The sequence below is a fragment of the Tahibacter amnicola genome (assembly GCF_025398735.1).
Taxonomy (GTDB): domain Bacteria; phylum Pseudomonadota; class Gammaproteobacteria; order Xanthomonadales; family Rhodanobacteraceae; genus Tahibacter; species Tahibacter amnicola.
This window is the reverse complement of the sequence record NZ_CP104694.1, coordinates 4596162-4619515: the sequence shown is the minus strand read 5'-3', so window position 1 is coordinate 4619515 and position 23354 is coordinate 4596162. Positions and strand designations below refer to the sequence as shown.

Annotated in this window: 23 protein-coding genes; 19 read left to right on the top strand and 4 right to left on the bottom strand. The window is 64.5% G+C overall.

Annotated features, from left to right (window positions below):
- Nucleotides 1-239 precede the first annotated feature (239 nt).
- The 7 genes from N4264_RS18055 to N4264_RS18025 all read left to right on the top strand — a co-directional run bounded on the left by N4264_RS18055 (nt 240) and on the right by N4264_RS18025 (nt 6567).
- Nucleotides 240-938 carry a histidine phosphatase family protein gene (locus N4264_RS18055; RefSeq protein WP_261693629.1) on the top strand — a complete coding sequence of 233 codons (699 nt, stop codon included), beginning with the start codon at nt 240-242 and terminating at the stop codon, nt 936-938.
- A 303-nt stretch (nt 939-1241) separates the two neighbouring features.
- Nucleotides 1242-2255 (top strand): NAD-dependent epimerase/dehydratase family protein, encoded by a 1014-nt coding sequence (locus N4264_RS18050; RefSeq protein WP_261693628.1) that lies wholly within the window; start codon nt 1242-1244, stop codon nt 2253-2255.
- 1 nt (nt 2256) lies between these two features.
- Nucleotides 2257-3057, top strand: coding sequence for a YaiO family outer membrane beta-barrel protein (locus tag N4264_RS18045; RefSeq protein ID WP_261693627.1), 801 nt, complete (start codon nt 2257-2259; stop codon nt 3055-3057).
- A gap of 2 nt (nt 3058-3059) precedes the next feature.
- Nucleotides 3060-4139: a HEAT repeat domain-containing protein gene (locus N4264_RS18040; protein ID WP_261693626.1), complete on the top strand. Its 1080-nt coding sequence runs from the start codon at nt 3060-3062 to the stop codon at nt 4137-4139.
- Nucleotides 4136-5575: a glycosyltransferase family 2 protein gene (locus N4264_RS18035; protein WP_261693625.1), complete on the top strand. Its 1440-nt coding sequence runs from the start codon at nt 4136-4138 to the stop codon at nt 5573-5575. Before N4264_RS18040 ends, N4264_RS18035 begins: the two co-directional genes overlap by 4 nt.
- A 162-nt stretch (nt 5576-5737) precedes the next feature.
- Nucleotides 5738-6109 (top strand): VOC family protein, encoded by a 372-nt coding sequence (locus tag N4264_RS18030; protein ID WP_261693624.1) that lies wholly within the window; start codon nt 5738-5740, stop codon nt 6107-6109.
- On the top strand, nt 6106-6567 hold the full coding sequence (locus N4264_RS18025; RefSeq protein ID WP_261693623.1) for an EVE domain-containing protein: 462 nt from the start codon (nt 6106-6108) through the stop codon (nt 6565-6567). The genes N4264_RS18030 and N4264_RS18025 overlap by 4 nt, the downstream gene beginning before the upstream one ends.
- A 64-nt stretch (nt 6568-6631) precedes the next feature.
- Here the strand turns inward: N4264_RS18025 and N4264_RS18020 are convergent, their stop codons facing one another.
- Entirely contained in the window at nt 6632-7738 is a 1107-nt protein-coding gene (locus N4264_RS18020; RefSeq protein WP_261693622.1) for a S41 family peptidase, read from the bottom strand.
- A gap of 35 nt (nt 7739-7773) precedes the next feature.
- Nucleotides 7774-8292 (bottom strand): MarR family winged helix-turn-helix transcriptional regulator, encoded by a 519-nt coding sequence (locus tag N4264_RS18015; RefSeq protein ID WP_261693621.1) that lies wholly within the window; start codon nt 8290-8292, stop codon nt 7774-7776.
- 93 nt (nt 8293-8385) lie between these two features.
- Here N4264_RS18015 and N4264_RS18010 point away from each other — a divergent pair, with 93 nt between their 5' ends.
- Complete coding sequence (locus tag N4264_RS18010; RefSeq protein WP_261692906.1) at nt 8386-9456, top strand: IS630 family transposase; 1071 nt, start codon at nt 8386-8388, stop codon at nt 9454-9456.
- Between the two features lie 183 nt (nt 9457-9639).
- On the top strand, nt 9640-11085 hold the full coding sequence (locus N4264_RS18005; protein WP_261693620.1) for an Hsp70 family protein: 1446 nt from the start codon (nt 9640-9642) through the stop codon (nt 11083-11085).
- Here the strand turns inward: N4264_RS18005 and N4264_RS18000 are convergent.
- Both N4264_RS18000 and serA read right to left on the bottom strand, forming a co-directional pair.
- Nucleotides 11082-11228: a hypothetical protein gene (locus tag N4264_RS18000; RefSeq protein WP_261693619.1), complete on the bottom strand. Its 147-nt coding sequence runs from the start codon at nt 11226-11228 to the stop codon at nt 11082-11084. The genes N4264_RS18005 and N4264_RS18000 overlap by 4 nt on opposite strands.
- A complete protein-coding gene (serA, locus tag N4264_RS17995; protein ID WP_261693618.1) occupies nt 11225-12460 on the bottom strand; it encodes a phosphoglycerate dehydrogenase in 1236 nt (411 codons plus the stop codon). The genes N4264_RS18000 and serA overlap by 4 nt, the downstream gene beginning before the upstream one ends.
- A gap of 220 nt (nt 12461-12680) precedes the next feature.
- On the opposite strand from serA, the gene N4264_RS17990 reads away from it, so the two are divergent.
- The 10 genes from N4264_RS17990 (at nt 12681) to N4264_RS17945 (ending at nt 23340) form a co-directional block, all read left to right on the top strand.
- Complete coding sequence (locus N4264_RS17990) at nt 12681-14081, top strand: D-2-hydroxyglutarate dehydrogenase (RefSeq protein WP_261693617.1); 1401 nt, start codon at nt 12681-12683, stop codon at nt 14079-14081.
- A gap of 120 nt (nt 14082-14201) precedes the next feature.
- Nucleotides 14202-15308 (top strand): prephenate dehydratase, encoded by a 1107-nt coding sequence (pheA, locus tag N4264_RS17985; RefSeq protein WP_261693616.1) that lies wholly within the window; start codon nt 14202-14204, stop codon nt 15306-15308.
- A complete protein-coding gene (gene hisC, locus N4264_RS17980) occupies nt 15305-16441 on the top strand; it encodes a histidinol-phosphate transaminase (protein WP_261693615.1) in 1137 nt (378 codons plus the stop codon). Before pheA ends, hisC begins: the two co-directional genes overlap by 4 nt.
- On the top strand, nt 16438-17766 hold the full coding sequence (gene aroA, locus N4264_RS17975) for a 3-phosphoshikimate 1-carboxyvinyltransferase (RefSeq protein WP_261693614.1): 1329 nt from the start codon (nt 16438-16440) through the stop codon (nt 17764-17766). Before hisC ends, aroA begins: the two co-directional genes overlap by 4 nt.
- An 83-nt stretch (nt 17767-17849) precedes the next feature.
- Nucleotides 17850-18536, top strand: a complete 687-nt coding sequence (cmk, locus tag N4264_RS17970; RefSeq protein ID WP_261693613.1) for a (d)CMP kinase — start codon at nt 17850-17852, stop codon at nt 18534-18536.
- 148 nt (nt 18537-18684) lie between these two features.
- A complete protein-coding gene (gene rpsA, locus N4264_RS17965; RefSeq protein WP_261693612.1) occupies nt 18685-20349 on the top strand; it encodes a 30S ribosomal protein S1 in 1665 nt (554 codons plus the stop codon).
- A 139-nt stretch (nt 20350-20488) separates the two neighbouring features.
- Nucleotides 20489-20791, top strand: a complete 303-nt coding sequence (locus N4264_RS17960) for an integration host factor subunit beta (protein WP_261693611.1) — start codon at nt 20489-20491, stop codon at nt 20789-20791.
- Nucleotides 20792-20849: 58 nt separating this feature from the next.
- The gene (locus tag N4264_RS17955) at nt 20850-21137 is read left to right on the top strand and encodes a lipopolysaccharide assembly protein LapA domain-containing protein (RefSeq protein ID WP_261693610.1); all 288 of its coding nucleotides are present in this window, start codon (nt 20850-20852) and stop codon (nt 21135-21137) included.
- Nucleotides 21134-22306 carry a lipopolysaccharide assembly protein LapB gene (gene lapB / locus N4264_RS17950; RefSeq protein ID WP_261693609.1) on the top strand — a complete coding sequence of 391 codons (1173 nt, stop codon included), beginning with the start codon at nt 21134-21136 and terminating at the stop codon, nt 22304-22306. Before N4264_RS17955 ends, lapB begins: the two co-directional genes overlap by 4 nt.
- Nucleotides 22306-23340, top strand: coding sequence for an MraY family glycosyltransferase (locus N4264_RS17945; protein WP_261693608.1), 1035 nt, complete (start codon nt 22306-22308; stop codon nt 23338-23340). The genes lapB and N4264_RS17945 overlap by 1 nt, the downstream gene beginning before the upstream one ends.
- The last annotated feature ends 14 nt before the right edge of the window (nt 23341-23354 follow it).

Below are 23354 nucleotides of genomic sequence, written 5' to 3'. Positions count from 1 at the left end.
CGGGGATTTCCTGACCCGCACCTCGCACGGTGCCTGCGCCCGGATGGCGAAAAATGCACGCCGGCCACGCCGTTGGACGGCGTTCATTCCCCGCCAGTTGCGCCGCCGATCGACTGCACCACGCCAGAAAGTCGCCGGGAGAGCGTGTGTCCGCACGTTGGCATCGGAATTGCGTAGCCAGTCTGTCGGTCTGCGTTCCGCGACGGATTTCCGGCACGGTAATGGCTCAGGAGGCGAGTATGGCAACCGAAAAACCCGCATTGGCTCTGCTGGCGTGCCGTCATGGCCACAGTGTCGGCAATGCGGCGCGTGCGGATGCCTTGCAGCGTGGCCTGCTCGAAATCGATTCGCCCCTTTCCGACGCCCAGTTCCCGTTGACGGGCTACGGTCGTCTGCAGGCGGATGCGCTGGGCCGGACCATTGCGGCGTTGCCGGCCTCCGAGCGGCCGACGCGAATCATCTGCTCGCCGCATCTGCGCGCGCTGGAGACGGCGGACGGGATCATTCGCCAGCTGCCGGGTGTGCGCATGGATTTCTCCCTGGACGCCCGCCTGCGTCCAAAATCCTTCGGCGTGCTCGAACGCCTGACGGATCTGGGAGTCCAGCACCGTTTCCCGCACCTGGCCGCGCAACGCAAGGAAATCGGGCGTTTTCATTTCTGCCCGCCGGGCGGTGAAAGTCGTTGCGATGTCGTGCTGCGCGTTCGCGAATGCCTGCGGGAGTGGCAGTCCCGCGCCGGCGAGGAGCGGATCCTGCTGGTGACCCACCAGGTCGTCATCAATGCCCTGGATTTCCTGCTCGGCAGCAATCGCGCCAATGCGATGGCCACGGATGCCGACGGCTGGGTACCCAACGCACAGATCTTCCGCTACCGCCTGGGGGAGGCCGCAATGGCCGATACCGTTCGCCTGGTTCGCGATATCCCCGTCGCCGCCTGACGGCGCACATCCCCTCATGCGCAAGGCCCGGCAACGGTCTGCCGGCCTGCTTGTTACAAAGCGTTTCCGCCGCGACCCCGCTTCTTCACACAAAAACAGTGGTGCCCGTCACAGTTTCGGCGCATTCTTGCTCCAGCCGAAACTCGCGCTCCTGGCTGGAGCGCAACCGCGTCGTACTGGATAGCGATGCGTGCATAAGGGGGTTCCTGCTGCTGAACGGCCACGATCGGGACGGTCGTGTCGCGCCGCACCAGGGCCTGCAGGACGGTGAGTGTCCAGTTACTGGCTTACAGGGGGCCAGTCATGAAAGTTCTCGTTACGGGCGGGGCGGGCTTTATTGGTTCGCATCTTGCGCACTATCACTTGAACCAGGGCGACACGGTGCTGGCGATCGACGATCTCAGTACCGGCAATCTGCGCAATGTCGCCGCACTGCAGCACTACTCGCGTTTTGAATTCCAGAAAGCCTGCGTGGTCGACTGGGCGCGGCTGGACAAGGCCGTCGCGCGCGCCGATCGCGTCTATCACATGGCGGCTGTCGTCGGCATGTTCCGTGTGCTCAAGCAGCCCGTGGAGGTGACCCGCGTCAACGTCGTGGGTACCGAGCGGGTGCTGCACGCCGCCGCGCGTGCGCGACGCAAACCGCAGGTTGTGATCCCCTCCAGCTCCTCCGTATACGGAACGGGCTGTCGCACCGAATTGCGCGAAGACGTCGAGCTGGCGATGACGCCGGGGGCGCCGTTGCTCAACTACGCGTTGAGCAAGCTCAGTAATGAAGTGCAGGGGCGCGCCTATTTCGACAAATACCGCGTACCGGTCGTCATGGCGCGTCTGTTCAACACTGTCGGGCGGCGTCAGTGCGGCCTGTACGGATTTGTCGTGCCGCGTTTCGTGCAGCAGGCGCTGGCCGGGACGCCGATAAGCGTGTTTGGTGATGGGAACCAGACGCGTTCGTTCTGCGATGTGCGCGACACCGTCGCCATGCTCGATGCACTGGCGGCGACTCCTGCCGCATATGGCAAGGTGGTCAACGTGGGCAATGCGCAAGAGATCCGCATTTGCGATTTGGCGAAATTGGTAATACAACGTGCGCAGAGCAGCTCGGTGATGGCGTTCATCCCCTACGAGCAGGCGTACGGCCAGCATTTCGAGCACATTCCACAACGCCGTCCGGTGTTGGATCGCCTTCGGGAACTCACCGGCTACCGTCACCGCTGGACTTTGGAGCAGACCTTGGACGACCTGATCCTGGCCTACCGGACTCCCGCGCGTCGTCGCGGACACACCATCCGACAGGCGCACGCCGAGGCGCGCTGACATGCGCCCCGGTAACGGGAAGCGGTGCGCGATCACAGGATTGACCGTCGTCCTGGCGGCCGTCCTTGTCCCACCCGTCTGCGCACAGGCCGAGGCGGACAGCTCACATCGATGGACCGTCGCTCCGATGCTGAGCTTCAGCGACGTCAGTGACGGGCGCGATGACTGGCGTGAAGCGAGCGTCGACCTGTATCTGCGCGCCACGCCCACCTGGTTGCTGGGGGCGCGCCTGGCGGTTCCCCAGCGTGGCGACGAGAGTGATCCGCGTGCCGGCGTGTCCGTGGCGCATCAGGCCACGTCCCGTTTCGAATGGCATGCGGATGCCAGCTTCACCACCAGCGCTGACTTTTCGCCGGATGAGGCGTTTGGCGCAGGAATCATCTGGAATGTCGCCACGCCGGTGGCGCTGCTGATGGATGTGAGGCACCTGGAATTCCCGGAAGGCGATATCGACCAGTACATGCCCGGCGTGCAGTGGTCGATCGGTGATGATGTGGCGCTGACCGCGCGCTACATTCATGGACGCGCGTTTGACGCGCGCGACTACCACGCCTACGTGTTGCGGCTGGACGTCGGCCGGCACCCATCGCCGCAGTGGCGGTTCACCTATGTGCATGGCGCTGATCCGGAGAAAGTGCCGGAACTGGGCAGCGTGCTGCTCAGCAGCGCTGATAGTCTCGCCGTGATGTACCGGTGGCCGATCCGGGACTACCTGGATATCGTCCTCGGCCTCGAACACGAACGGCGTTCGCATCTGTATTCGCGCAGCACCGCGAACGTGGGACTGATCGTGAGGTATTGACCATGGACATCTTCACCCTGGTCGCCGAAGGCGTCATTCTGCTCACCATCTGTGTTGTCGTCATGGCGGTGTGCGCATTGCTGTCGCGCTGGTTTTCCGAGCGTGCGCAGAAAAAGATCCGCAAGCGCCGCACGGAACTGATGGAACAGATCCGGCTTTACCTGGACGGCAAGGAGGACGTTCGCCAGGTGATGAGCGCGCTGCGGCGCGACAGCACCATCGGCCACGCGGCGCTGCTGAGCGTGGCCAGCGAACTGCAGTCGGCAGAACGCTGGCGCCTGTACACGTTTTTCGAGCAGCTTCGACTGGACAGGCGCGAGTTCAAGGCGCTGATGAGCCGAAGCTGGATGAAGCGTGCGCGGGCGGCCAATCACATGGCCTACCTGGGTACGCCGAAGGTTGTCCCCTTGCTGATCCACGCGCTCGACGATGCGATGCTGGACGTGCGCCTGGCCGCGGCCCAGTCGCTCGCCCAGGTCGGCGCGCGGCAGGCGGTGATTCCCATCCTGCGTGCGCTGGCCTTGCCGGCAGCATGGCCGCTGCAGCGGGCGACCGAAGTGCTGGTGGAAATGGGGAACTATTGCCTGGCGCCGCTGCGCGACTTCGTACGGGAATCGACCGCGCGACGGGAACCTGCGGCGACAACGGTTGCCATTCGCGTGCTCGGCATGTTGCGTGACCGTCAGTGCGTGCCGTTCATCATTCCCTTCCTCAAGGCGCAGGATCCTGAAATGCGGCTGAGCACGGCGCGTGCGTTGGGCGATATCGGTGATCCTCGCGCGATCTCGCCCTTGTGCAGCCTGCTGGACGACACGGTCTGGACGGTCCGCAGTGCCGCCGTGCAATCGCTCGGCAAGCTGGCGGATCGCACCGCGTTGCCGGCCCTGGCCGGGCGCCTGGGTGATTCGGCGTGGTGGGTGCGCTTCAACGCGGCGCAGGCGGTATGCCTGTTCGGCCAGGAGGGCGCTGACATCCTCACGCACACCCTGCGCGGGCATTCGGACGGATTTGCACGCGACATCAGCCGGCAGGTGCTCGAGGAGCACGGCTGGATCGGGCTTGAGCCGGGAGTGCCGTCATGAACGCGACCGTCCACGCCATCATGATGCTGATCTTCGGGTACTACATGTGCCTGCACGGCATCTATCTGTTGCTGATCCTGATCGGTGCCACCCAGCTGCGGCGCTACCACCTGGGCATCAACTACGGTGATTTCAAACGCATTGCCGAGTCGCAACTGACCATGCCCTTCAGCGTGATCGTGCCGGCCTACAACGAAGAGATGGTCATCGTGAATACGGTGCAGGGGGCGCTTGCGCTGCGCTATCCGCAGCACGAGGTGATCGTCGTCAATGACGGATCCACCGACGCCACGATGGACCTACTGATCAAGCACTTCGGGCTGAGGCAGATCCACAAGGTCGGCCCGCGTCCGTTGCCCACGAAAGCGGTGCGCGCGGTCTACGAGTCGTACGAGTTTCCCAATCTCGTGGTCGTCGACAAGGAGAACGGCAAGCGCGCCGATGCGATCAACGCGGCGGCCAATCTCTCGCGCTATCCGATGCTGTGCGTGATTGATGCGGACTGCGTACTGGAAACCGATGCCCTCGTGCGTGCCGTGCGGCCGTTCCTTCGCAATTCCCGTGTGGTGGCGGCCGGCGGCATCGTGCGTCCGGCCAACGGCCTGGAGGTGGAGGACGGGCATATCATCCGGTGCGGATTGCCCCAGTCATTCCTCAGCCTGTTGCAGACTGTCGAATACCTGCGCAGTTTCCAGTGGGCCCGGCTGGGCCTGGCACGCCTGCGCAGCATGCTGTGTATCTCCGGCGCATTCATGGTGGTCAAGCGGGACGTGTTCCTGGCCATGAAGGGGTGCGATGCCGACTCGATCACCGATGACATCGAATTCACCGTCCGCTTGCATGAGCACGTCTACGGCCCTGACGTCAAGACCAAAATGGAGATTGCCTATATTCCGGACCCGGTCTGCTACACCGAGGTGCCCGAATCCATGAGCGTCTTCGCGGCCCAGCGCAATCGCTGGCAACGCGGCACGCTGCAGGCCTTGCTCAAGAACCGCAAGATGGCGTTCAACCCGCGCTATGGCATCACCGGCCTCTTCGGCATGCCGTTCTTCCTGCTGTTCGAGGCATTCTCGGGCGTGATCGAAGGCGCCAGCTATGTCTTCATGGTGCTGGCCTTGGTGCTGGGGCTGGTCGGGTGGTACGAAATTGGCCTGTTCATGGTCTTCGCGGTGCTGCTGGGCACGTTCCTGTCGATTTCCGCCGTGCTGCTGCAGGAACGTACACGCATGCGCGTTGCGGGCACCCGGGAGCTGGGGCGGCTGCTGTTTGCCTGCCTGGTGGAGAACTTCGGCTACCACCAGTACCACCTGTTCCATCGCATTGTCGGCACGTTCGACTACCTGGTCCGCCATCGCACGGATCTGGGCGAGATGAAGCGCTATGGCACCTATCAGAAGCCCGTGGCGGCAGAACCGGCGAAACAGATCGGCTGAGCGCGGGACTTTCGAAAGACAACAGCGGCGAACGCGTTTCGCCGCTGTTTTCTGGATAGTGGCGTGAAACCCTGCTGACAGATCCTGTCAGTGGCACCTCCTAGAGTGTCCGGAACGGAACGGCCAGCCGCGTCGTTCCGCTGTGCTGCCCAGGAGACCGCCATGTCGAACCCCCATTTCGTGATCCTCTACGTCAGGAACCCGCTGGTCAGCGCGGCGTTCTACGAAGATCTCCTCGCGATCGAGCCCGCCGAGTTCTCGCCGACGTTCGCGATGTTTCCGCTTAATACCCACCTGATGCTTGGCCTTTGGTCGCGACGGACCGTGGAACCCGCGGCACGCGGCGCCGGACGCAATGGCGAACTGGCTTTTCCTGTGGCTGACGATGCCACGGTCGATGCGCTGCACGAGGCGTGGTCGCGCAAGGGCTTGCCCATCGTGCAATCGCCGACATCCATGGACTTCGGGCGAACCTTCGTGGCGCTTGATCCCGACGGGCACCGCCTGCGTGTGTTCGCGGCTGCTGCGCGATGAGTAGCTGGATCGCAGTGGCGTCGGCCGAGCATGTGGCCGTAGGGCGTGCGGGTGGGTTCATGCAGGTGTGCCATGGCAAGGCGGGACCGCTGCGACGGATGAGTGCCGGGGATCATGTCGTGTATTACTCACCGACGCGGCAGTTTCGTGGGCGCGACCTGCTGCAGGCGTTCACGGCGTTGGGCGTCGTCCGTGACGCCGCTCCCTATCGCGTCGAGATGGCGCCGGGTTTTCTGCCCTACCGGCGGGATGTGGACTGGTTGCCCGTGCGGCCAGCATCGATTCGACCGCTGCTGCCAGATCTGCTGTTTTCTGCCGGCAAGAAGAACTGGGCCTATCCGTTCCGTTTCGGGCTGGTGCCGATCGACGACAGTGACATGGTCCAGATCGCCCGCGCTATGAACCTTGATCTGGTGCACCGGGAACATATGCTGTTGCACGCCAGCGTTGGTCCGTAGCTACACGAGGTTGCGGGCTCCGGAAGGCCGCGTGACTCCTGTCACGCGGCCCCAGGGAGCTGAATTACCGAGCACCGGCCTCGCCGGCCAACAGCGCGATCCGATCAGACAGACGCTTGTGACGCGCCGGATTCTTCTCCGCTGCCAGCATGTGTTCCAGTATCGCGATCTGCGCCTTGTTGAAGGCATCTGGCGCGGGTACCGCCAGATCGGGCGCAACCCCGGTGCCTTCCCAATTGGTCTGCGTCACGGGGCTGATCGACCGGCCGTCCGGAATGAACGCCGCGAAGTGGTCGTGCAGACGCACGATATTGCCTGGATGTGCACCGCCACCGGTGGTTTCTCCGACAATCGTGGCCCGCTTGAGCGTCTTGAGCGCGTACGTGAAATCCTCCGCGGCGGAGAAGGTGTCCTTGCTCGTCAGCACGTAGACGGGGCGTGATGCGCCGTAGCGGGGGCCGGCAACGAATTCCGCAGTCCACATCTGTTCGGTGCGGTTGTCTATGCGGTAATAGATGTCGTTGAGCCGGGTGCGTTCATCGAACAGATAGCTGGCATACGCCGCTACCGTGCTGGTGTCGCCGCCGCCACTGAAGCGCAGGTCGATGATCAGCGCGTCGGTGTGGGCCAGCAGGGTCATGGCCGAGGCGATGGACGGCGCCGCGTCGCCCGCCTTGGCGAACAGGCGCAGATCCAGGAAGCCGATGTTGAACGGCAGGCGCTCGACGCGTTCGATGCCGAAATTGCGCGTCTTGATCATGGCCAGTTCTGCCGCGCTTTCTTCGGCGGACGGCTGGCTGTCCGGAGACGTCACCGGTACGGGTTCTTCGCTGTAGAACACCTCAAGGTGGCCATCCTTGGTGACGGCCTTGAGCTGTTCGGTCAGCGCCTGGCCGAGCTTTTCTGAACTGCTCTGTGCACACAGGGTGGCGGTTGCCTTGCGCAATGCCTTGTCGGCCTGGGCGGCGCGTTCGGGAAAAACATAGCGCGCGTTCAACTCGCGGCGGAGGTTTTCCACGACCTGCCGGCATTGGCTGGCATCGATTGGTGTATCAGCCTGGCCCGGCGTGCCGGGAACCGATTGGGCGGCGGCGGGCAGCGTGGCCGTGCCCAGAAGCAGCAGGCCCGTCAGACGAAAGGCGTGCAAACGCAACTCACGGGACGTGATCATGGATAACCTCGTGGTGGAAAGGGTTGGGCGTAGCGTCAGCGGCGACGTGTGCGCGCCGCCGTGTGGGGTGGGGTGGATGGAAGGGATTCGTCAGCCAACTGTGCGCGGGCGTCGCGTAGCCGATCGGCGAAGGGTTTGGCGGCGAGGGCCTGGATCGCGCGTTCGATCAGTTCGGACAGTGGGACGCCGATGTCGTGCTCCAGCCCGCGTGCGGCCCGTTCGGTGGACTGCCAGCATGTCTGGAGCGCCGGAAGCAGGGCGCGCCCCTGCGCACTCAGGCTGACCTGCTTCTGCCGCGCATCGCCGGAAGCGGTTTCGACAACGACCAGGCCTTCCTTGAGCATCAGGGCCACCGTCTGCGTGGCGGCGGGCTGGGTGATGCCCGCTTCCGCGGCTAGCTGTCCGATCGTCAGGGCATCCGAGCGGGTCAGCGCGCGCACGATGGGCGTGAATCGGGGGCGATAGCGCAGGCCGGCCTCGGCGTACGAGGCTTCGACCGCGCCGTCGAGGAGCTCGATCAGGTGACGCAACTGGGTGCCGAGTGTTCGCTTCATGAGGCTAGTGTGGTGTTCCGTTAATAGATTGAATTAATTGGCCAAAGGAGTAATCTCTCGTAGTCCCCGACGGAGACTGCGAAGATGGCGCGCATGGGTCGACCGATCAGCAAGCTCGAGATCTCTGCCGATGAGCGGCGCGAATTGCTGGCGCAGCTGGCAGTACGCAAAGCGCCCGAAGACGAAAAGCTTCGGATTCGAATCGTGCTGGCGTGCGCAGATGGGCTTGGTGGGGAAGCGATTGCGAAGAAGTACGCTGTCTCGGAGCAGACGGTATCGAAGTGGCGCCGTCGCTACGCGGCGTATCGTTTTGCCGGGCTTACCGATGCCCCGCGTCCTGGTCGTCCGCGTTCGGTCGACGATGAGTGCGTGCAGGCAGTGATCGAACGCACCCGCAAAGCCAAACCCACGAAAGCCACGCATTGGAGCGTGCGTTCGATGAGCCAGGCCAGCGGCGTATCGGCGACTTCCGTGCATCGGATCTGGCGTGCGTTCGGCTTGAAGCCACATCTGACCAAGACCTTCAAGCTGTCGACCGATCCGCACTTCGTGGCCAAGGTGCGTGACATTGTGGGTTTGTATCTGGCGCCACCTGACCGGGCTTTGGTGCTGTGTGTGGATGAGAAGAGCCAGATTCAGGCGCTCAACCGCACGCAGCCTGGCCTGCCGATGACTTTCGGCAAGCCGGCAACGCATACGCATGACTACCAGCGCCACGGCACCACTTCGCTCTTCGCTGCCCTGGATGTGGCTACCGGCAAGGTGATTGGCCGCCTCAAGCGCCGCCATCGCAGTGCCGAGTTTCTCGAGTTCCTCAATGCCATCGACCGCGATGCGCCGAAAGGTCTCGACATCCATCTCATCCTCGACAACTACGGCACGCACAAGACCGAGGCGGTGCGTAGCTGGTTCGCTCAGCGTCCGCGCTACCACCTGCACTTCACCCCGACATCGGCTTCATGGCTCAACCTCGTGGAGCGCTTCTTCTCCACGTTGACCACGCGCTGGCTCAAGCGTGGCGCACACGTGAGCGTCGCCGACCTCGAACGATCCATTCGCGAATACCTGCACCAACACAACCAAGATCCAAAGCCTTTCACTTGGCGACGCACTGCCGACCAGATCATCGCGAGTGTCGGTCGGCTGGGGCGCGCAATTAGTTAAGCGTATTAATGGAACACCACACTAGCGTATCAGTGATTATATAAGCGATTAAATATTCCGGAAGTCACGCTTTGCCCGTCAGGGGCCGAACGACGGGCGGCGCGGGATTGCCGGATTGGCGGCGCGACAGCCGGCGGTCCAGCCACTACACTCGCGCGCCCCGCGAATGTCCGAGCCCGTGTCATGCAGATTGGAATCGATTTTGGAACCAGCTATTCGGCCGCCGCGGCGTGCATCGACGGCAAGCTGCACGGGGTGCGTTTCGGCGACCATGCGCAATTCCGCACGGCCGTGTTCTTTCCGGCTGCCGTACCCAATCCCGACGACTTCGTACTGACCGATGCGCTGGAAGCTGAGGTCGAATCGCATATCCGTTCGGCGCGGGCGGCGCAGCGTCGTGCGCTCGACAACTGGCAACAACGGTTGTCGGAAGCGCAAGCCCTGCCGGCAGAGCGGCGCGTCCAGGCCATGGCGCTCATCTCCGAACCGGCGGAGCGGACCGAATCGGATCTGCGGGCCGCCGCCCTGCGTGCCGTGCGCCACAGCTGGATGGAGCGCTCCGTGCGTGATTCCCGCAGCGCGTCAGTGAAGGTCAACGACGCCATCTTCGGCGACGATGCCATCGATGCCTACATCTCGGACGGTTTCGGGCATCTGGTGGAATCGCCCAAGTCCATGCTCGGCTATAACCTGCTGCCCGGTGCAAAAAAGATCATCCTGCACATTGCAACACATGTGCTGGAGCATATCCGCCTCAGTGCCACCCGGCAGCTGGGCGTGCCGGTGCGTGCGGCCATCCTCGGACGTCCCGTGGAGTTCAAGAGCGCGATGGGGCCGGAAGGCACGACGCAGGCGCTGTCCATGCTCACTGAAGCGGCGCAGGCGGCGGGATTCGAGCAGGTGTCGTTCCTCGAAGAGCCGGCAGCGGCCGCCATGCACTACCACACCCAGCGCGCCACTCCCGAGCGCAGCCTGATCGTCGATGTCGGCGGCGGTACGACGGATATCGCCTACGCCGAAGTAGGCGGGCCCGCCGCCTCTCCGCGCATATTCGGTAGCTGGGGCCTGCCCAAGGGCGGTACGGACATCGATATCGAGATGAGCCTCAACGCGTTCATGCCCTTGTTCGGTCGCGGCGAGCCGGGTATCCCGGTGCACCATTTCCGTGAGGCCGCCAGCGTGCAGAGCCCGCCGCTGCAGCGGGAATTCCGCAGTCACAACTATCGCAATACACCGGCGCCATTCCGTCACCGGCTGATGGCGCTGCAGCGGCTGGGTGCGACCTCGCAGCTCAATCGCGAAGCGGAGCGGATGAAGATTCATCTGGGCGCCGAACGCCTCGGCCGGGTCGACCTGGATTTCATCGAAGACGGGCTCACGGCGGACCTCGATCGGGCCCATCACGATGCGGCCTACGGCGGCTTCCTGGACCGCCTGCGTGCCGTGCTCGATCGCGCCCGGCTGGCTATAGGCGAGACGCCGGACTCGATCTTCCTCACCGGCGGATCGTCCCGGTCGCCGGCCATCCAGTCGACGATTTCGGCGATGTTTCCGGCAGTACCGCTGGTGATCGGTGACGCGTCGCTGGGTGTGGTGTCCGGGCTGGCTGCCGCCGCGGCGATGGCCTAGCCATCCCGCCCCAGCGCCAGCCCGCTCATGAGCTGGTAGCGGGCGTCATATTCCGGCTGCAGCAGGTGCAACGCGCTGACGAGGACGGTGAATGTCACCGAGCCGCCGAGCGCCAGCGCGCCGCCTGCGCGACGGATGTTCAATACAGCACGCGGGCCCGCAGTGTTCCGGGAATCGTGGCCAGCGCATCCTTGAGTTCGGCGGCGCGTTCCTCGGGCATCGACACGTCGATGACCACGTAGCCGATAGTGGGATTGGTCTGAAGGTACTGGCCGTCGATGTTGACGTTCTCGCGCGAGAACAAGTCGTTGATGCGCGACAGCACGCCGGGCACGTTGCGGTGGATGTGCAGCAGGCGGCGGCTCTGCGAATGTTCGGGCAGCGATGCCTCAGGAAAGTTGACGGCCGATAGCGTCGAGCCGTTGTCGCTGTAGCGCACCAGCTTCGAGGCGACTTCGATGCCGATGTTGTCCTGCGCCTCGAGCGTGCTGCCGCCGACGTGCGGCGTGAGGATGACGTTGTCCATTCCCACCAGTGGCGAAGTGAACGCGTCGTCATTGCCCTTGGGTTCCACCGGGAACACGTCGACGGCGGCACCGGCGATGTGCCCGCTACGCAGCGCGGCCGCAAGGGCGTCGATATCCACAACGGTGCCGCGCGAAGCGTTGATCAGAATGCTGCCGGCACGCATGCGAGCGATCTGCTCGGCGCCGATCATCCATTTCGTCTGCGTGGTTTCGGGCACGTGCAGGGTGACGATGTCCGCGCGCTCCAGCAGCTCGTTGAGGCTGGCGGACGGACGCGCGTTGCCCAGGGCCAGCTTGGTCTCGACATCGTGGTAGATGACGCGCATGCCGAGTGCCTCGGCGAGCAGGCCCACCTGCGTGCCGATATGGCCGTAGCCCACGATACCCAGCACCTTGTCGCGCACTTCATAGCTGCCCAGTGCGGACTTCGACCAGCCGCCGCGATGGCACTGGGCATTTTTCTCCGGGATGCGGCGCATCAGGAGGATCGCTTCGGCGATCACCAGTTCCGCCACGCTGCGGGTGTTGGAGTAGGGGGCATTGAAGACGGGAATGCCGTGGCCGGCCGCACTGGCCAGGTCGACCTGATTGGTACCGATGCAGAAGCAGCCGATGGCGATCAGGCGCTTGGCCTGTTCGAGCACGTCTGCCGTCAGCTGGGTGCGCGAGCGGATGCCGATCAGGTGGGCCTCAGCGATACGGCGCTTGAGTTCGTCTTCGGGAAGCGACTTCTCGTGAAATTCGATCTGGGAATATCCCGCGTTCTGGAACGTCTCGACCGCACTGCGGCTGACGCCTTCGAGCAACAACACGCGGATGTCCTGCTTGGGAAACGAGGTTCTTTTCACTGCCTTGGCCCATCGTGATCGAAAAAATTAGGGTGCTTCTGAGACGGCGCGGCTTCCGTGGAGCCCCCGCATCAAGTGGGACAGACCAACACCGACGCCGGCATCAGGTTCGGACACAGGCCCCGCACTATGCCAGATTCACGGCCGTTTGCCGCAATGCAACACTGGACGAGTCCCGGCGCCGCTGGCACCCTCCGGAGGTCTTGCCGCTGGAGCCTTCATGAACGCGTCCCTGCTTGCCGCACTGAAGCATCGCCTGCCCGATTTAAAGCTTTCTACCGAACCGGGAGACCGGGAACACTTCGGCCGCGACTGGACCCGTCGCTGGACACCGGAACCTCTGGCGATTGCCTGGCCCGGGTCCGTCGAAGAAGTGCGGGCACTGGTGCGCTGGGCTGCAGAAAGCGGCGTTGCCATCGTGCCGTCCGGTGGACGCACCGGACTGTCGGGCGGAGCGGTGGCGGCGGCCGGCGAACTGGTGGTCAGTTTCGACCGCATGAAACAGGTGATCGCGTTCAACCCCGTGGACCGCACGCTGACCGTGCAGCCCGGCATCACCCTGCAGGCGGTGCAGGACGCCGCGCGCGAGCACGGCTTGATCTATCCCGTTGATTTCGCGGCGCGCGGCTCGTGCCAGATCGGTGGCAACATCGCGACGAATGCGGGCGGTATCCGTGTGATCCGCTACGGCAATACCCGCCAGTGGGTGGCGGGGCTCAAGGTCGTGACCGGCACCGGCGAGCTGCTGGACCTGAACCGTGCGCTGGTGAAGAACGCCAGCGGCTACGACCTGCGGCACCTGATGATCGGTTCGGAGGGCACGCTGGGACTGATCGTCGAAGCGACGCTGCTTCTGACCGACCCGCCGCCGGACTCCAACGTGATGGTGTTCGCGGTGCCCGCAATGGACGCGCTGATGCAGGTGTTCGCCACGTGCCGTGCACAGCTCACCGTGAGCGCATTCGAGTTCTTCACCGACCGCGCGCTGCATCACGTGACCCGTCATGGCGCGCAGCGGCCTTTCGAAAGCGATTCGCCTTTTTATGTCATCACGGAATTTGATGCGGGCTCGCAGGCCCAGCAGGACGCCGCGCTGGCGGTCTTCGAGCGCTGCCTGGAAAACGGCTGGGTCACCGACGGCGTGATCAGCCAGAGTGAGGCACAGGCGCGTGCCCTGTGGCGGTTGCGCGAAGGCATTACCGAGAGCCTTGCGCCGCACCGGCCCTACAAGAATGACATCTCGGTCCGCATCAGTGCGGTGCCGGCCTTCCTGCACGACATGCAGGAACTGCTCGCGCGGGAATATCCCCACTTTGACTGCGTGTGGTTCGGCCACATCGGCGACGGCAACCTGCACATCAACGTGCTACGGCCCGAGGGCATGCCGGACGCGCAGTTCATCAGCGAGTGCGAGCGCGTGACCAAGCTGCTGTGCGAGGTGCTGGAGAAGCACGGCGGGAGCATCTCCGCCGAACACGGCATCGGCCTGGTCAAGAAGCCCTACCTGGACACCGTGCGCAGTGCCGCCGACATCGCCCTGATGCGTGGCATCCGCGGTGTGCTCGATCCGGCGGGAGTGTTCAATCCGGGCAAGTTGTTCGATTCGACGCCGCCGGCGTAAGCCTTCGCAATATCGCGCAATGGCATAACTGCGCGACTGGCTTCCTGGCGTATAACACAGGGTTCAGAGGTGGTCCGGTGATCGGTTGATGGCATCGGACCCACGCACACAGAGAGTTCCATGAGCGCGCCCGAAGACGAAAAAGCCCCTCTCAATCTGGCCGAGACGCGCGAGCGCATCGATGCCATCGACCGCGATATCCAGCGCCTGATCGCCGAGCGTGCACGCTGGGCACAGCAGGTGGGCAAGGCCAAGGGGCCGCTCAAGGCGGCGGTCGACTACTACCGGCCCGAGCGCGAAGCCCAGGTGCTGCGGATGGTGATCGATCGCAACGCCGGCGGTCCGCTCTCCAACGAAGAGATGGTGCGCTTGTTCCGCGAGATCATGTCCGCCTGCCTGGCCCAGCAGGAGCCGCTCAAGATCGGCTTCCTCGGCCCGGAGGGTACCTTCAGCCAGCAGGCGGTGCTCAAGCATTTCGGGCACTCGATCAAAGGCCTGCCGCTGGCGACGATCGACGAAGTGTTCCAGGAAGTGGCGGCGGGGAACGCGGATTTCGGCGTCGTGCCGATCGAGAATTCGAGCGAGGGCACCGTCCACTCCTCGCTGGATCAGTTCGTCACCTCGCCGTTGAAGATCTGCGGCGAAATCGAGCTGCGCGTGCACCAGCACCTGCTCACGCGCAGCGCCAACCTCGACCAGATCGAACGCGTGTATTCGCATCCGCAGTCGCTGGGGCAGTGCAAGGCCTGGTTGCGCGCCAACCTGCCCAAGGCCGAGCGCATCGCCGTTTCCAGCAACGCCGAAGCCGCGCGACGTGCGCGCAACGCCGACGACGCGGCGGCGATCGCCGGTGAGACGGCCGCGCACATCTACGGCCTGAAAGTACTGGCGCACCAGATTGAAGACCGTCCCGACAACACCACCCGCTTTTTCGTGATCGGCCGCGAGGTGTTTCCGCCGTCGGGGCACGACAAGACGTCCCTGCTGATGTCGGTCAAGGACAAGCCCGGTGCGCTGTATGAACTCCTGACCCCGTTTGCGGCGCAGGGTCTTTCGATGACCAAGATCGAGTCGCGTCCGGCCCGCACCGGTAAATGGGAATATGTGTTTTTTGTCGAAGTGGAAGGGCATATCGAGGACGAACGCATGGTGCGCGCCGTGGAACTGGCGGGCAAACATGCGGCGCAGGTGAAGGTGTTGGGTTCCTACCCGGTGGCCCTGCAATGAGTGCTGATGCGATGAATTCCGGTCCTGTCCGAATCGATGCGGTGAAACTGGCCAATCCGGCAACGCAGAACCTGCGCGCCTATGATCCGGGCCACGACCTGCCCGCCTTGCGGATCTCCTACGGCGAGCGGCTGGTCGAGCTGGGATCAAACGAAACCTCGCTCGGCGCGAGTCCGCGTGTCGCCGAGGCGATCCGCCAGGCCTTGCCCGATGTGTTCCGTTATCCCGATCCCAAGGGCGGCTCGCTGAAGGCCGCGCTCGCGCAGAAGCTCGGCGTGCGGCCGGAGCAGCTGACCCTGGGCAACGGCTCGCACGAGCTGCTGATGCTCATCGCCCAGTGTTTCGCCGATCCGGCCACGTCCGTGGTGTTCTCCCAGTATGGTTTCGCCGTGTTCGCGATTGCGACCGCGGCGGCTGCCGCGCAACCGGTCCGCGTGCCGGCGCTGCCGGCCGACCATCCGACGGCACCGCTCGGCCATGATCTGGACGCGTTGGCAGCGGCGGTGCGTGCCGATACGCGGATCGTTTACCTCGCCAATCCGAACAATCCGACTGGAACCTGGTTCAATGACGCGGCGCTGGACGCCTTCATGGCGCGCATTCCGGCGCACGTGCTGGTGGTGATGGACGAAGCCTACGCCGAGTATGTCGGCGTGGAAGGCGTCAGCAGTGCCTTGCGACTGCTGGGGCGGTACCCGAATCTCATCGTCACGCGGACGTTTTCCAAGGCCTATGCGCTGGCCGGGTTGCGCGTGGGCTACGCTGTCAGTTCGGTCGAAGTGGCGGCGGTGTTTGAACGGCTGCGCGAGTCGTTCAACGTCAATCACCTGGCCCTGGTCGGCGCCGAGGCGGCGCTCGCCGACGAGGCGCACGCACGCCAGATCCGTGAACACACCGCGACGGAACGCGAATGGCTGGCCGCGCAATTGCGCGGCCGCGGGCTGACGGTGTTTCCGTCGCAGACCAATTTCCTGCTGGTGGATTTCAAGCGCGACGCGACCGCCGTGGAAGCCGAACTGTTCAAGCACGCTGTGGTGGTCCGCCCGATGGCGGGCTACGGTCTGCCGACCTGTCTTCGTGTCACCGTGGGGGTCCGGTCGGAGAACGAGCGGCTGCTGGAGGCGTTGCCATGAGCGGTTCATCGCTGACCTGGACTAGCGAACCGGCGGGCCCGCTGCAGGGCGCGATCCGCGTTCCGGGCGACAAGTCCATCTCGCACCGCGCGGTGATGTTCGCCGCGTTGGCTGACGGGGTTTCGCACATCCGTGGATTTCTCGAGGGCGAAGATACGCGTGCCACGGCGCGTGCGTTCTCCCAGATGGGTGTGCGCATCGACCGGCCGTCGGATAGCGAGCGCATCGTGCATGGCGTCGGCCTTCACGGACTGAGCGCACCCGCGAGTGCCATTGATTGCGGCAATGCCGGCACGGGAATGCGGCTATTGGCCGGGCTGTTGTCCGCGCAGTCGTTTGACAGCCGGCTGGTGGGCGATGAATCCCTGTCGCGGCGCCCGATGCGCCGTGTGATCGAACCGCTGGCGCGCATGGGCGCTCGGATTTCGGCAGAAGAGGGCGGATTGCCGCCGCTGCGGATCCACGGCGGGCAGCGCCTGAGGGGCATCGAATACGCCTTGCCGGTCGCCAGCGCGCAGGTCAAATCCGCCGTGTTGCTGGCCGGTCTGTACGCCAGCGGCGAAACGCAGGTGATCGAGCCGCATCCTACGCGCGACTACACCGAGCGCATGCTGGCGGCCTTCGGATGGCCGATCACCTTTTCCGAAGGGCATGCCCGCCTTTCGGGCGGGCACCGGCTCCAGGCGACTGACGTCGTGGTCCCGGCCGACTTCTCGTCTGCCGCGTTCTTCCTGGTGGCGGCCAGCATCGTGCCGGGCTCGGACGTCCTGCTGACCGATGTCGGTCTCAATCCACGCCGCACGGGCCTGCTGGAAGCCCTGCGGTTGATGGGGGCGTCCATTTCGGTGGAAAACCCGCGCACGCTGGGGGGCGAATCCGTCGGTGACCTGCGCGTACGCTACAGCCCGCTCCGGGGCATCGACGTGCCGGTGGCGCTGGTGCCCGACATGATCGACGAGTTTCCGGCACTGTTCGTGGCGGCGGCCGCTGCCCGCGGCACCACGCGCGTGACCGGGGCGGCGGAGCTGCGGGTGAAGGAATCTGACCGTATCGCCGTCATGGCGCGGGGACTGCGCGCCCTGGGGTGCGCCCTCACCGAGACCGACGATGGCGCGATCATCGAGGGCGGGCGTCTTCACGCCGGTTCCGCCGACAGTGCCGGCGATCACCGCTGCGCGATGAGCCTTGCAGTCGCTGGCCTGGTGGCGGGCGGCCCGGTCACGATTGCCGATTGCGCCAACGTGGCGACCTCGTTCCCGGGATTCCTGGAACTGGCAGCCCGTTGCGGCATGCGGGTCGGCGAGGCCGCGGCCGTTGCCGGTTGAGCACGCTTTTTTGCAGGCGGACGCTGCGGTACTCGACCGCAACCTGCTAAGATCTGGCGGTTTAATTGCCCCAAAGCGTGCTCATGAGCCCATCCCACAAGCCGGTTCCCGTATTGACGATTGACGGGCCTTCCGGCTCCGGAAAGGGCACCATCGCCCGGCTGGTCGCCGAGCGGCTGGGCTGGCACCTGCTCGATTCGGGTGCCATCTACCGGGCGGTCGGCTACGCGGCCAGCATGGCGGGTCTGGATTTGTCCGACGCGGACGCGATGACGCGCTGCGCCGAAACCACCAAGATCACCTTTCGTGATCCAAAAGATGGTGGTGAAACAAGGGTTTACGTCAATAGCCACGACTCCACCGACGAATTGCGCACCGAAACCGTCGGTGCTGTCGCGTCCGCCATTGCGGTGATTCCTTCGGTGCGCGCGGCGCTGGTGGACAAGCAGCACAGCTTCCGGCGCGCGCCCGGCCTGGTCGCCGATGGCCGCGACATGGGCACGGTGATCTTCCCGGATGCCGCGACCAAGGTCTTCCTGACCGCCAGCGCCGACGAGCGCGCCCGGCGCCGATATAAGCAGTTGAAGGACAAGGGACTGGCCGTTACACTTATGTCCCTTTTACGCGAGATCGAAGCGCGCGACGCCCGCGATGCGGCGCGTCCGGTGGCACCGCTGAAGCCGGCACCCGATGCCGTGCTGATCGACTCGACCGGCATGCCCGTCAACGCTGTGGTGGACAAGGTGCTGAGCCTGATCCATCCGGCCTGAGTGCCGCCGTTTTGCTTTGTGTAAAAGGGAAAGGTCCCGCGTAGCGGGGAATTCAACGGTGCGATTGCACCCCAACAGGCAAGCCGAAGTGGGCGGGGCCGGGAATCCTGGTACCGCGCTACGGCTTTTTTCCATTCTGGAACCCAACATGACTGAAAGTTTTGCCGAACTGTTTGAACAGAGCGAAGCCCTGATCAAATTCAAGCCGGGCACCATCGTTACCGGCGTCGTTGTCGACATCAAGTCGGACGTCGTCGTCGTCAACGCGGGCCTGAAGTCGGAGGGCATCGTGCCCATCGAGCAATTCCGCAATGAACGCGGCGAGCTCGAAGTGGCCATCGGCGACGAGGTGAAGGTTGCCCTCGACTCGCTGGAGAACGGATTCGGCGAGACGATGCTCTCCCGCGAGAAAGCCAAGCGCTCGCTCGTGTGGGACGAACTCGAAGAAGCCCAGAAGGCCAACGCCACCGTCACCGGCCGCATCAGCGGCAAGGTCAAGGGCGGTTTCACGGTCGACATCAAGGATGTCCGCGCGTTCCTGCCGGGCTCGCTGGTCGACGTGCGCCCGGTGCGCGATCCGGTCTACCTCGAGGGCAAGGAACTCGAGTTCAAGATCATCAAGCTCGACCGCAAGCGCAACAACGTCGTCGTTTCCCGTCGTGCCGTCGTCGAGAGCGAGTTCAGCGCCGAGCGCGAACAGCTGCTTGAGCGTCTGCAGGAAGGCGCCGTCATCAAGGGCGTCGTCAAGAACCTCACCGACTACGGCGCGTTCGTGGACCTGGGCGGCATCGACGGCCTGCTCCACATCACCGACATGGCGTGGAAGCGCGTGCGTCACCCGTCCGAAGTCGTCAACGTCGGCGACGAACTGGACGTCCGCGTGCTGAAGTTCGACCGCGAGCGCAACCGCGTCTCGCTCGGCCTGAAGCAGATGGGCGAAGATCCGTGGGTCAACATTGCCCGCCGCTACCCGACCGGCACCCGCCTGTTCGGCAAGGTCTCCAACGTCACCGACTACGGCTGCTTCGTCGAGCTGGAGCCGGGCGTGGAAGGCCTGGTGCACGTTTCGGAAATGGACTGGACCAACAAGAACGTCAACCCGGGCAAGCTGGTCCAGGTGGGCGACGAAGTGCAGGTCATGGTCCTGGATGTGGATGAAGAGCGTCGCCGTATCTCGCTCGGCATCAAGCAGACCCAGTCCAATCCGTGGGAAACCTTCGCGGCGATCCACAAGAAGAACGACAAGGTCAAGGGTCAGATCAAGTCGATCACCGACTTCGGCATCTTTGTCGGCCTGGACGGCGGCATCGACGGCCTGGTCCACCTGTCGGACATCTCCTGGCAGGCCACCGGCGAAGACCTCGTCCGCCAGTTCAAGAAGGGCGACGAAGTCGAAGCCGTGGTTCTGGCGGTTGATCCGGAGCGTGAACGCATCTCGCTCGGTATCAAGCAGCTGGAGCAGGATCCGTTCGGCCAGTTCATGGCCAGCTCGCCGAAGGGCAGCATCGTCACCGGCACCGTGAAGGAAGTCGACGCGCGTGGCGCGACGATCGACCTCGGTGACGGCGTCGAGGGCTACCTGCGTGCGAACGACATCGCCAAGGAACGCGTCGACGACGCGACCCTGCACCTGAAGGTGGGCGACAAGGTCGAAGCCAAGTTCATCGGCATGGATCGCAAGGGCCGCACGCTGCAGCTCTCGATCCGCGCGAAGGACGAGGAAGAACTGCAGTCGGTCCTCGAAGAGTACCAGTCCAGCACCCTCGGCACCGCCAAGCTCGGCGCGTTGCTCAAGGAACAGCTGAAGAAGTAAGTGTCACGCCGGCGCCGGCGGCCTTCGGGTCGCCGGCGCTTTTTTTGCGGCGCGTCATAAGTTCCGTGAACGAAACACCGAATTTTGCGCTAAGCTCCCGTCCTGTAACGGAACTCTATGCGGCGGAGCCGAAGTACCCATGACCAAGTCCGAGCTGATCGAGGCCCTGGCCGACCGGCAAAAGCATCTGGCGTTCAACGATGTTGAGCTTGCGGTCAAAAATCTGCTCGAACAGATGAGCCAGGCCCTGTCTGGCGGCGAGCGCATCGAAATCCGCGGATTTGGTAGCTTCTCGCTGCATTTCCGCCCGCCGCGCATGGGACGCAATCCCAAGACCGGCGCGGCCGTGGCCCTTCCGGGCAAGCACGTCCCGCACTTCAAGCCAGGCAAGGAATTGCGCGAGCGCGTCAATCACGCGATCGGGTCGGCTTCCTCTTCCTGAGCCCGATCCCAAGCCCGCGTCGCGGCGCCGGTCGCCGGACCCTGCAGGTACACGGCCCATGCGTTTTGTCTGGATAGTCCTATTACTTGTCTTCCTCGCCGCGGGTGCACTGTTTGGCGCACTCAACAGTGACGCCGTGGCACTCGACTTCTATTTCTTCCAGTCCACCTGGCCCAAGGGAGCGGCCTTGCTGGGCGGGTTGCTGCTGGGATGGATCGCCGGCGGCGCAGTCGTCTGGCTGGCTGTTGTCCTGCCGTTGAAGAGCCGCCTGTCCCGCCTGCGGCGCGAGGCCGTCCGGCGTGAGCCGGTGGCCTCCGCTGGACCCGGAGCGGTTATCGACCCATGAATCCGCTGTACCTTCTGTTCCTGCTGCTGCCGGCTGCAGCAATGTCCGGATGGTGGGTGGCGCGCCGCAGCAGCGCGCGTACCTCCGGCGAACGCGTCAACGCGCTTTCTTCCAGCTATTTCAGGGGCCTGAACTACCTTCTGAATGAACAGCAGGACAAGGCGATCGAGGTCTTCGTGCAGCTCGCCGAGGTCAATCGCGACACGGTTGAAACGCACCTGGCCCTGGGCAATCTGTTCCGTCGCCGTGGCGAGGTCGACCGGGCGATCCGCGTCCACCAGAATCTGATCGCGCGGCCTGACCTCACCGATGCCATGAAGACGGTAGCCCTGCTGGAGCTGGGCGAAGACTACATGCGTGCCGGCCTCCTGGATCGCGCGGAAACGCTGTTCTCTGATCTTGTGGCGATGAAGGCGCACGCACCTTCTGCGCTCAAGCACCTGATTGCGATCTACCAGCACGAACGTGATTGGGACAAGGCCATCGCCCACGCCCAGCTGCTGGAAACAATGACGGGCGAATCCCAGGCCTCGCTGGTCGCGCAGTTCTGGTGCGAGCTGGCCAGTGAGGCGAGAGCGCAGCGCCGCTTCGAAGACGCCGCCGCGCATATCCGGCGGGCGATCGAGTGCGAGCCGCGCAACGTGCGCGCGCGCATGCTGGAAGGCCTGGTCCTGGCGGACCAGGAACGTTACGAAGACGCCGTCAACGCCTTCGAACAGGTGGCCGAGCACGACGTCGACTTTGTCCCGGAGATTCTGCCGCCGCTGCTCGACGCCTACGCCAAGAGCCAGCAGATGCAGCGCGCCGAGCGGTTCCTGGCCCACATCATCGAAACCTACCAGGGCATCTCGCCGGTCCTTGCCCTGACCAAGCTTTACGCGCGTACGCGCGGCGAGGATGCGGCGATTGATTTCCTGACGCGACAACTGCGCCTGCGTCCGTCGGTGCGCGGCCTGATGGCGCTGATCAACGCCACGCTGTACAAGGCCGCCGGCGAGGCGCGCGAAAACCTGCTCATCCTGCAGGATCTCACCCGCAAGCTGGTCGAAGGCCAGGCCATGTACCGGTGCAGCCGTTGCGGATTCGGCGCCAAGGCGCACCACTGGCAGTGCCCGAGTTGCAAGAGCTGGGGCTCGGTCCGACCGATTCACGGCGTGGCGAACGAGTAGTGACGATTCCCGTGCTGGTGCCGTGGGCGCCGCTCCTGGCGTTGCTGCTGTCGGCCGCGGTGACCGAGGCGGCAATCCGCTACGCGATATACCGCGACATCATTGACCACCCCGGGCATCGCCGCTCCCATGAGCACCCCACGCCACGGGGTGGTGGCCTTGGGCTGGTGGTAGCGGTCTTTGTGTTCGGCCTGATTGCGCTGGCGGCGTACCTGCCGCCGTCGCTCCTGGTCGCCTGGGGCGCCGGCCTGGTCCTCGTGGCGTTTATTGGCTCCTGGGATGACCATCGGCCGCTCGGCGCGCTGCCGCGGCTGGCGGTGCAGTTGCCGGTCGGCCTTCTGCTGGGCTGGGCTCTGGTGCCCTGGTTGCCGGCGGTCGACGGCGTCGCGGCGGGGATAGGCGTAGGCGTGATCGGCGTCGTCGCGCTCGGTACGGTCTGGTCGATCAACTTCCATAACTTCATGGACGGCATCAACGGCCTCCTGGGGCTGCAGGCGGCCTGGCTGTTTGCGATGGTGGGGCTGCTGTCCTGGCTCGGCCTGGCACATCCGCTGGGTGTGGCGCCCTGGGTCATGGCAGCCGCCACCATGGCCTTCGTGCCATTCAATTTTCCGCGCGCCCGGGTGTTCATGGGCGATATCGGCAGTGGCGCCATCGGCTTCCTCGTGGCGGCGACGTTTTTCACGGCCGCCACGTCGGATCTTCGCTGGCTGCTGGAAGGTCTGATTCTCTGCTCGGCGTTCCTCATCGACGCCAGCTGCACCCTGATTCATCGTTTTCGGCGCGGGCGCCGCTGGTATAGTGCGCACCGCGAACATCTCTACCAGTGGCTGGTTCGCAAGAACCGCTCGCATGCCCGGGTCGTGAGCTATTACATGGCGTGGAATCTATTGGTCGTCAGCCCTGTCGCTGTACTGGCCGCTCGTGCAGACCGATTGACCGCGCTTGTCGCGGCCGCCGCGGTGTATGTCGTCGGTGTCGGGGTGTGGGTGCACGCCCGGTCGCGTCTGCTGGCGGAGGTTCGTCGTGGCTGAGGCATTGCGTCGCG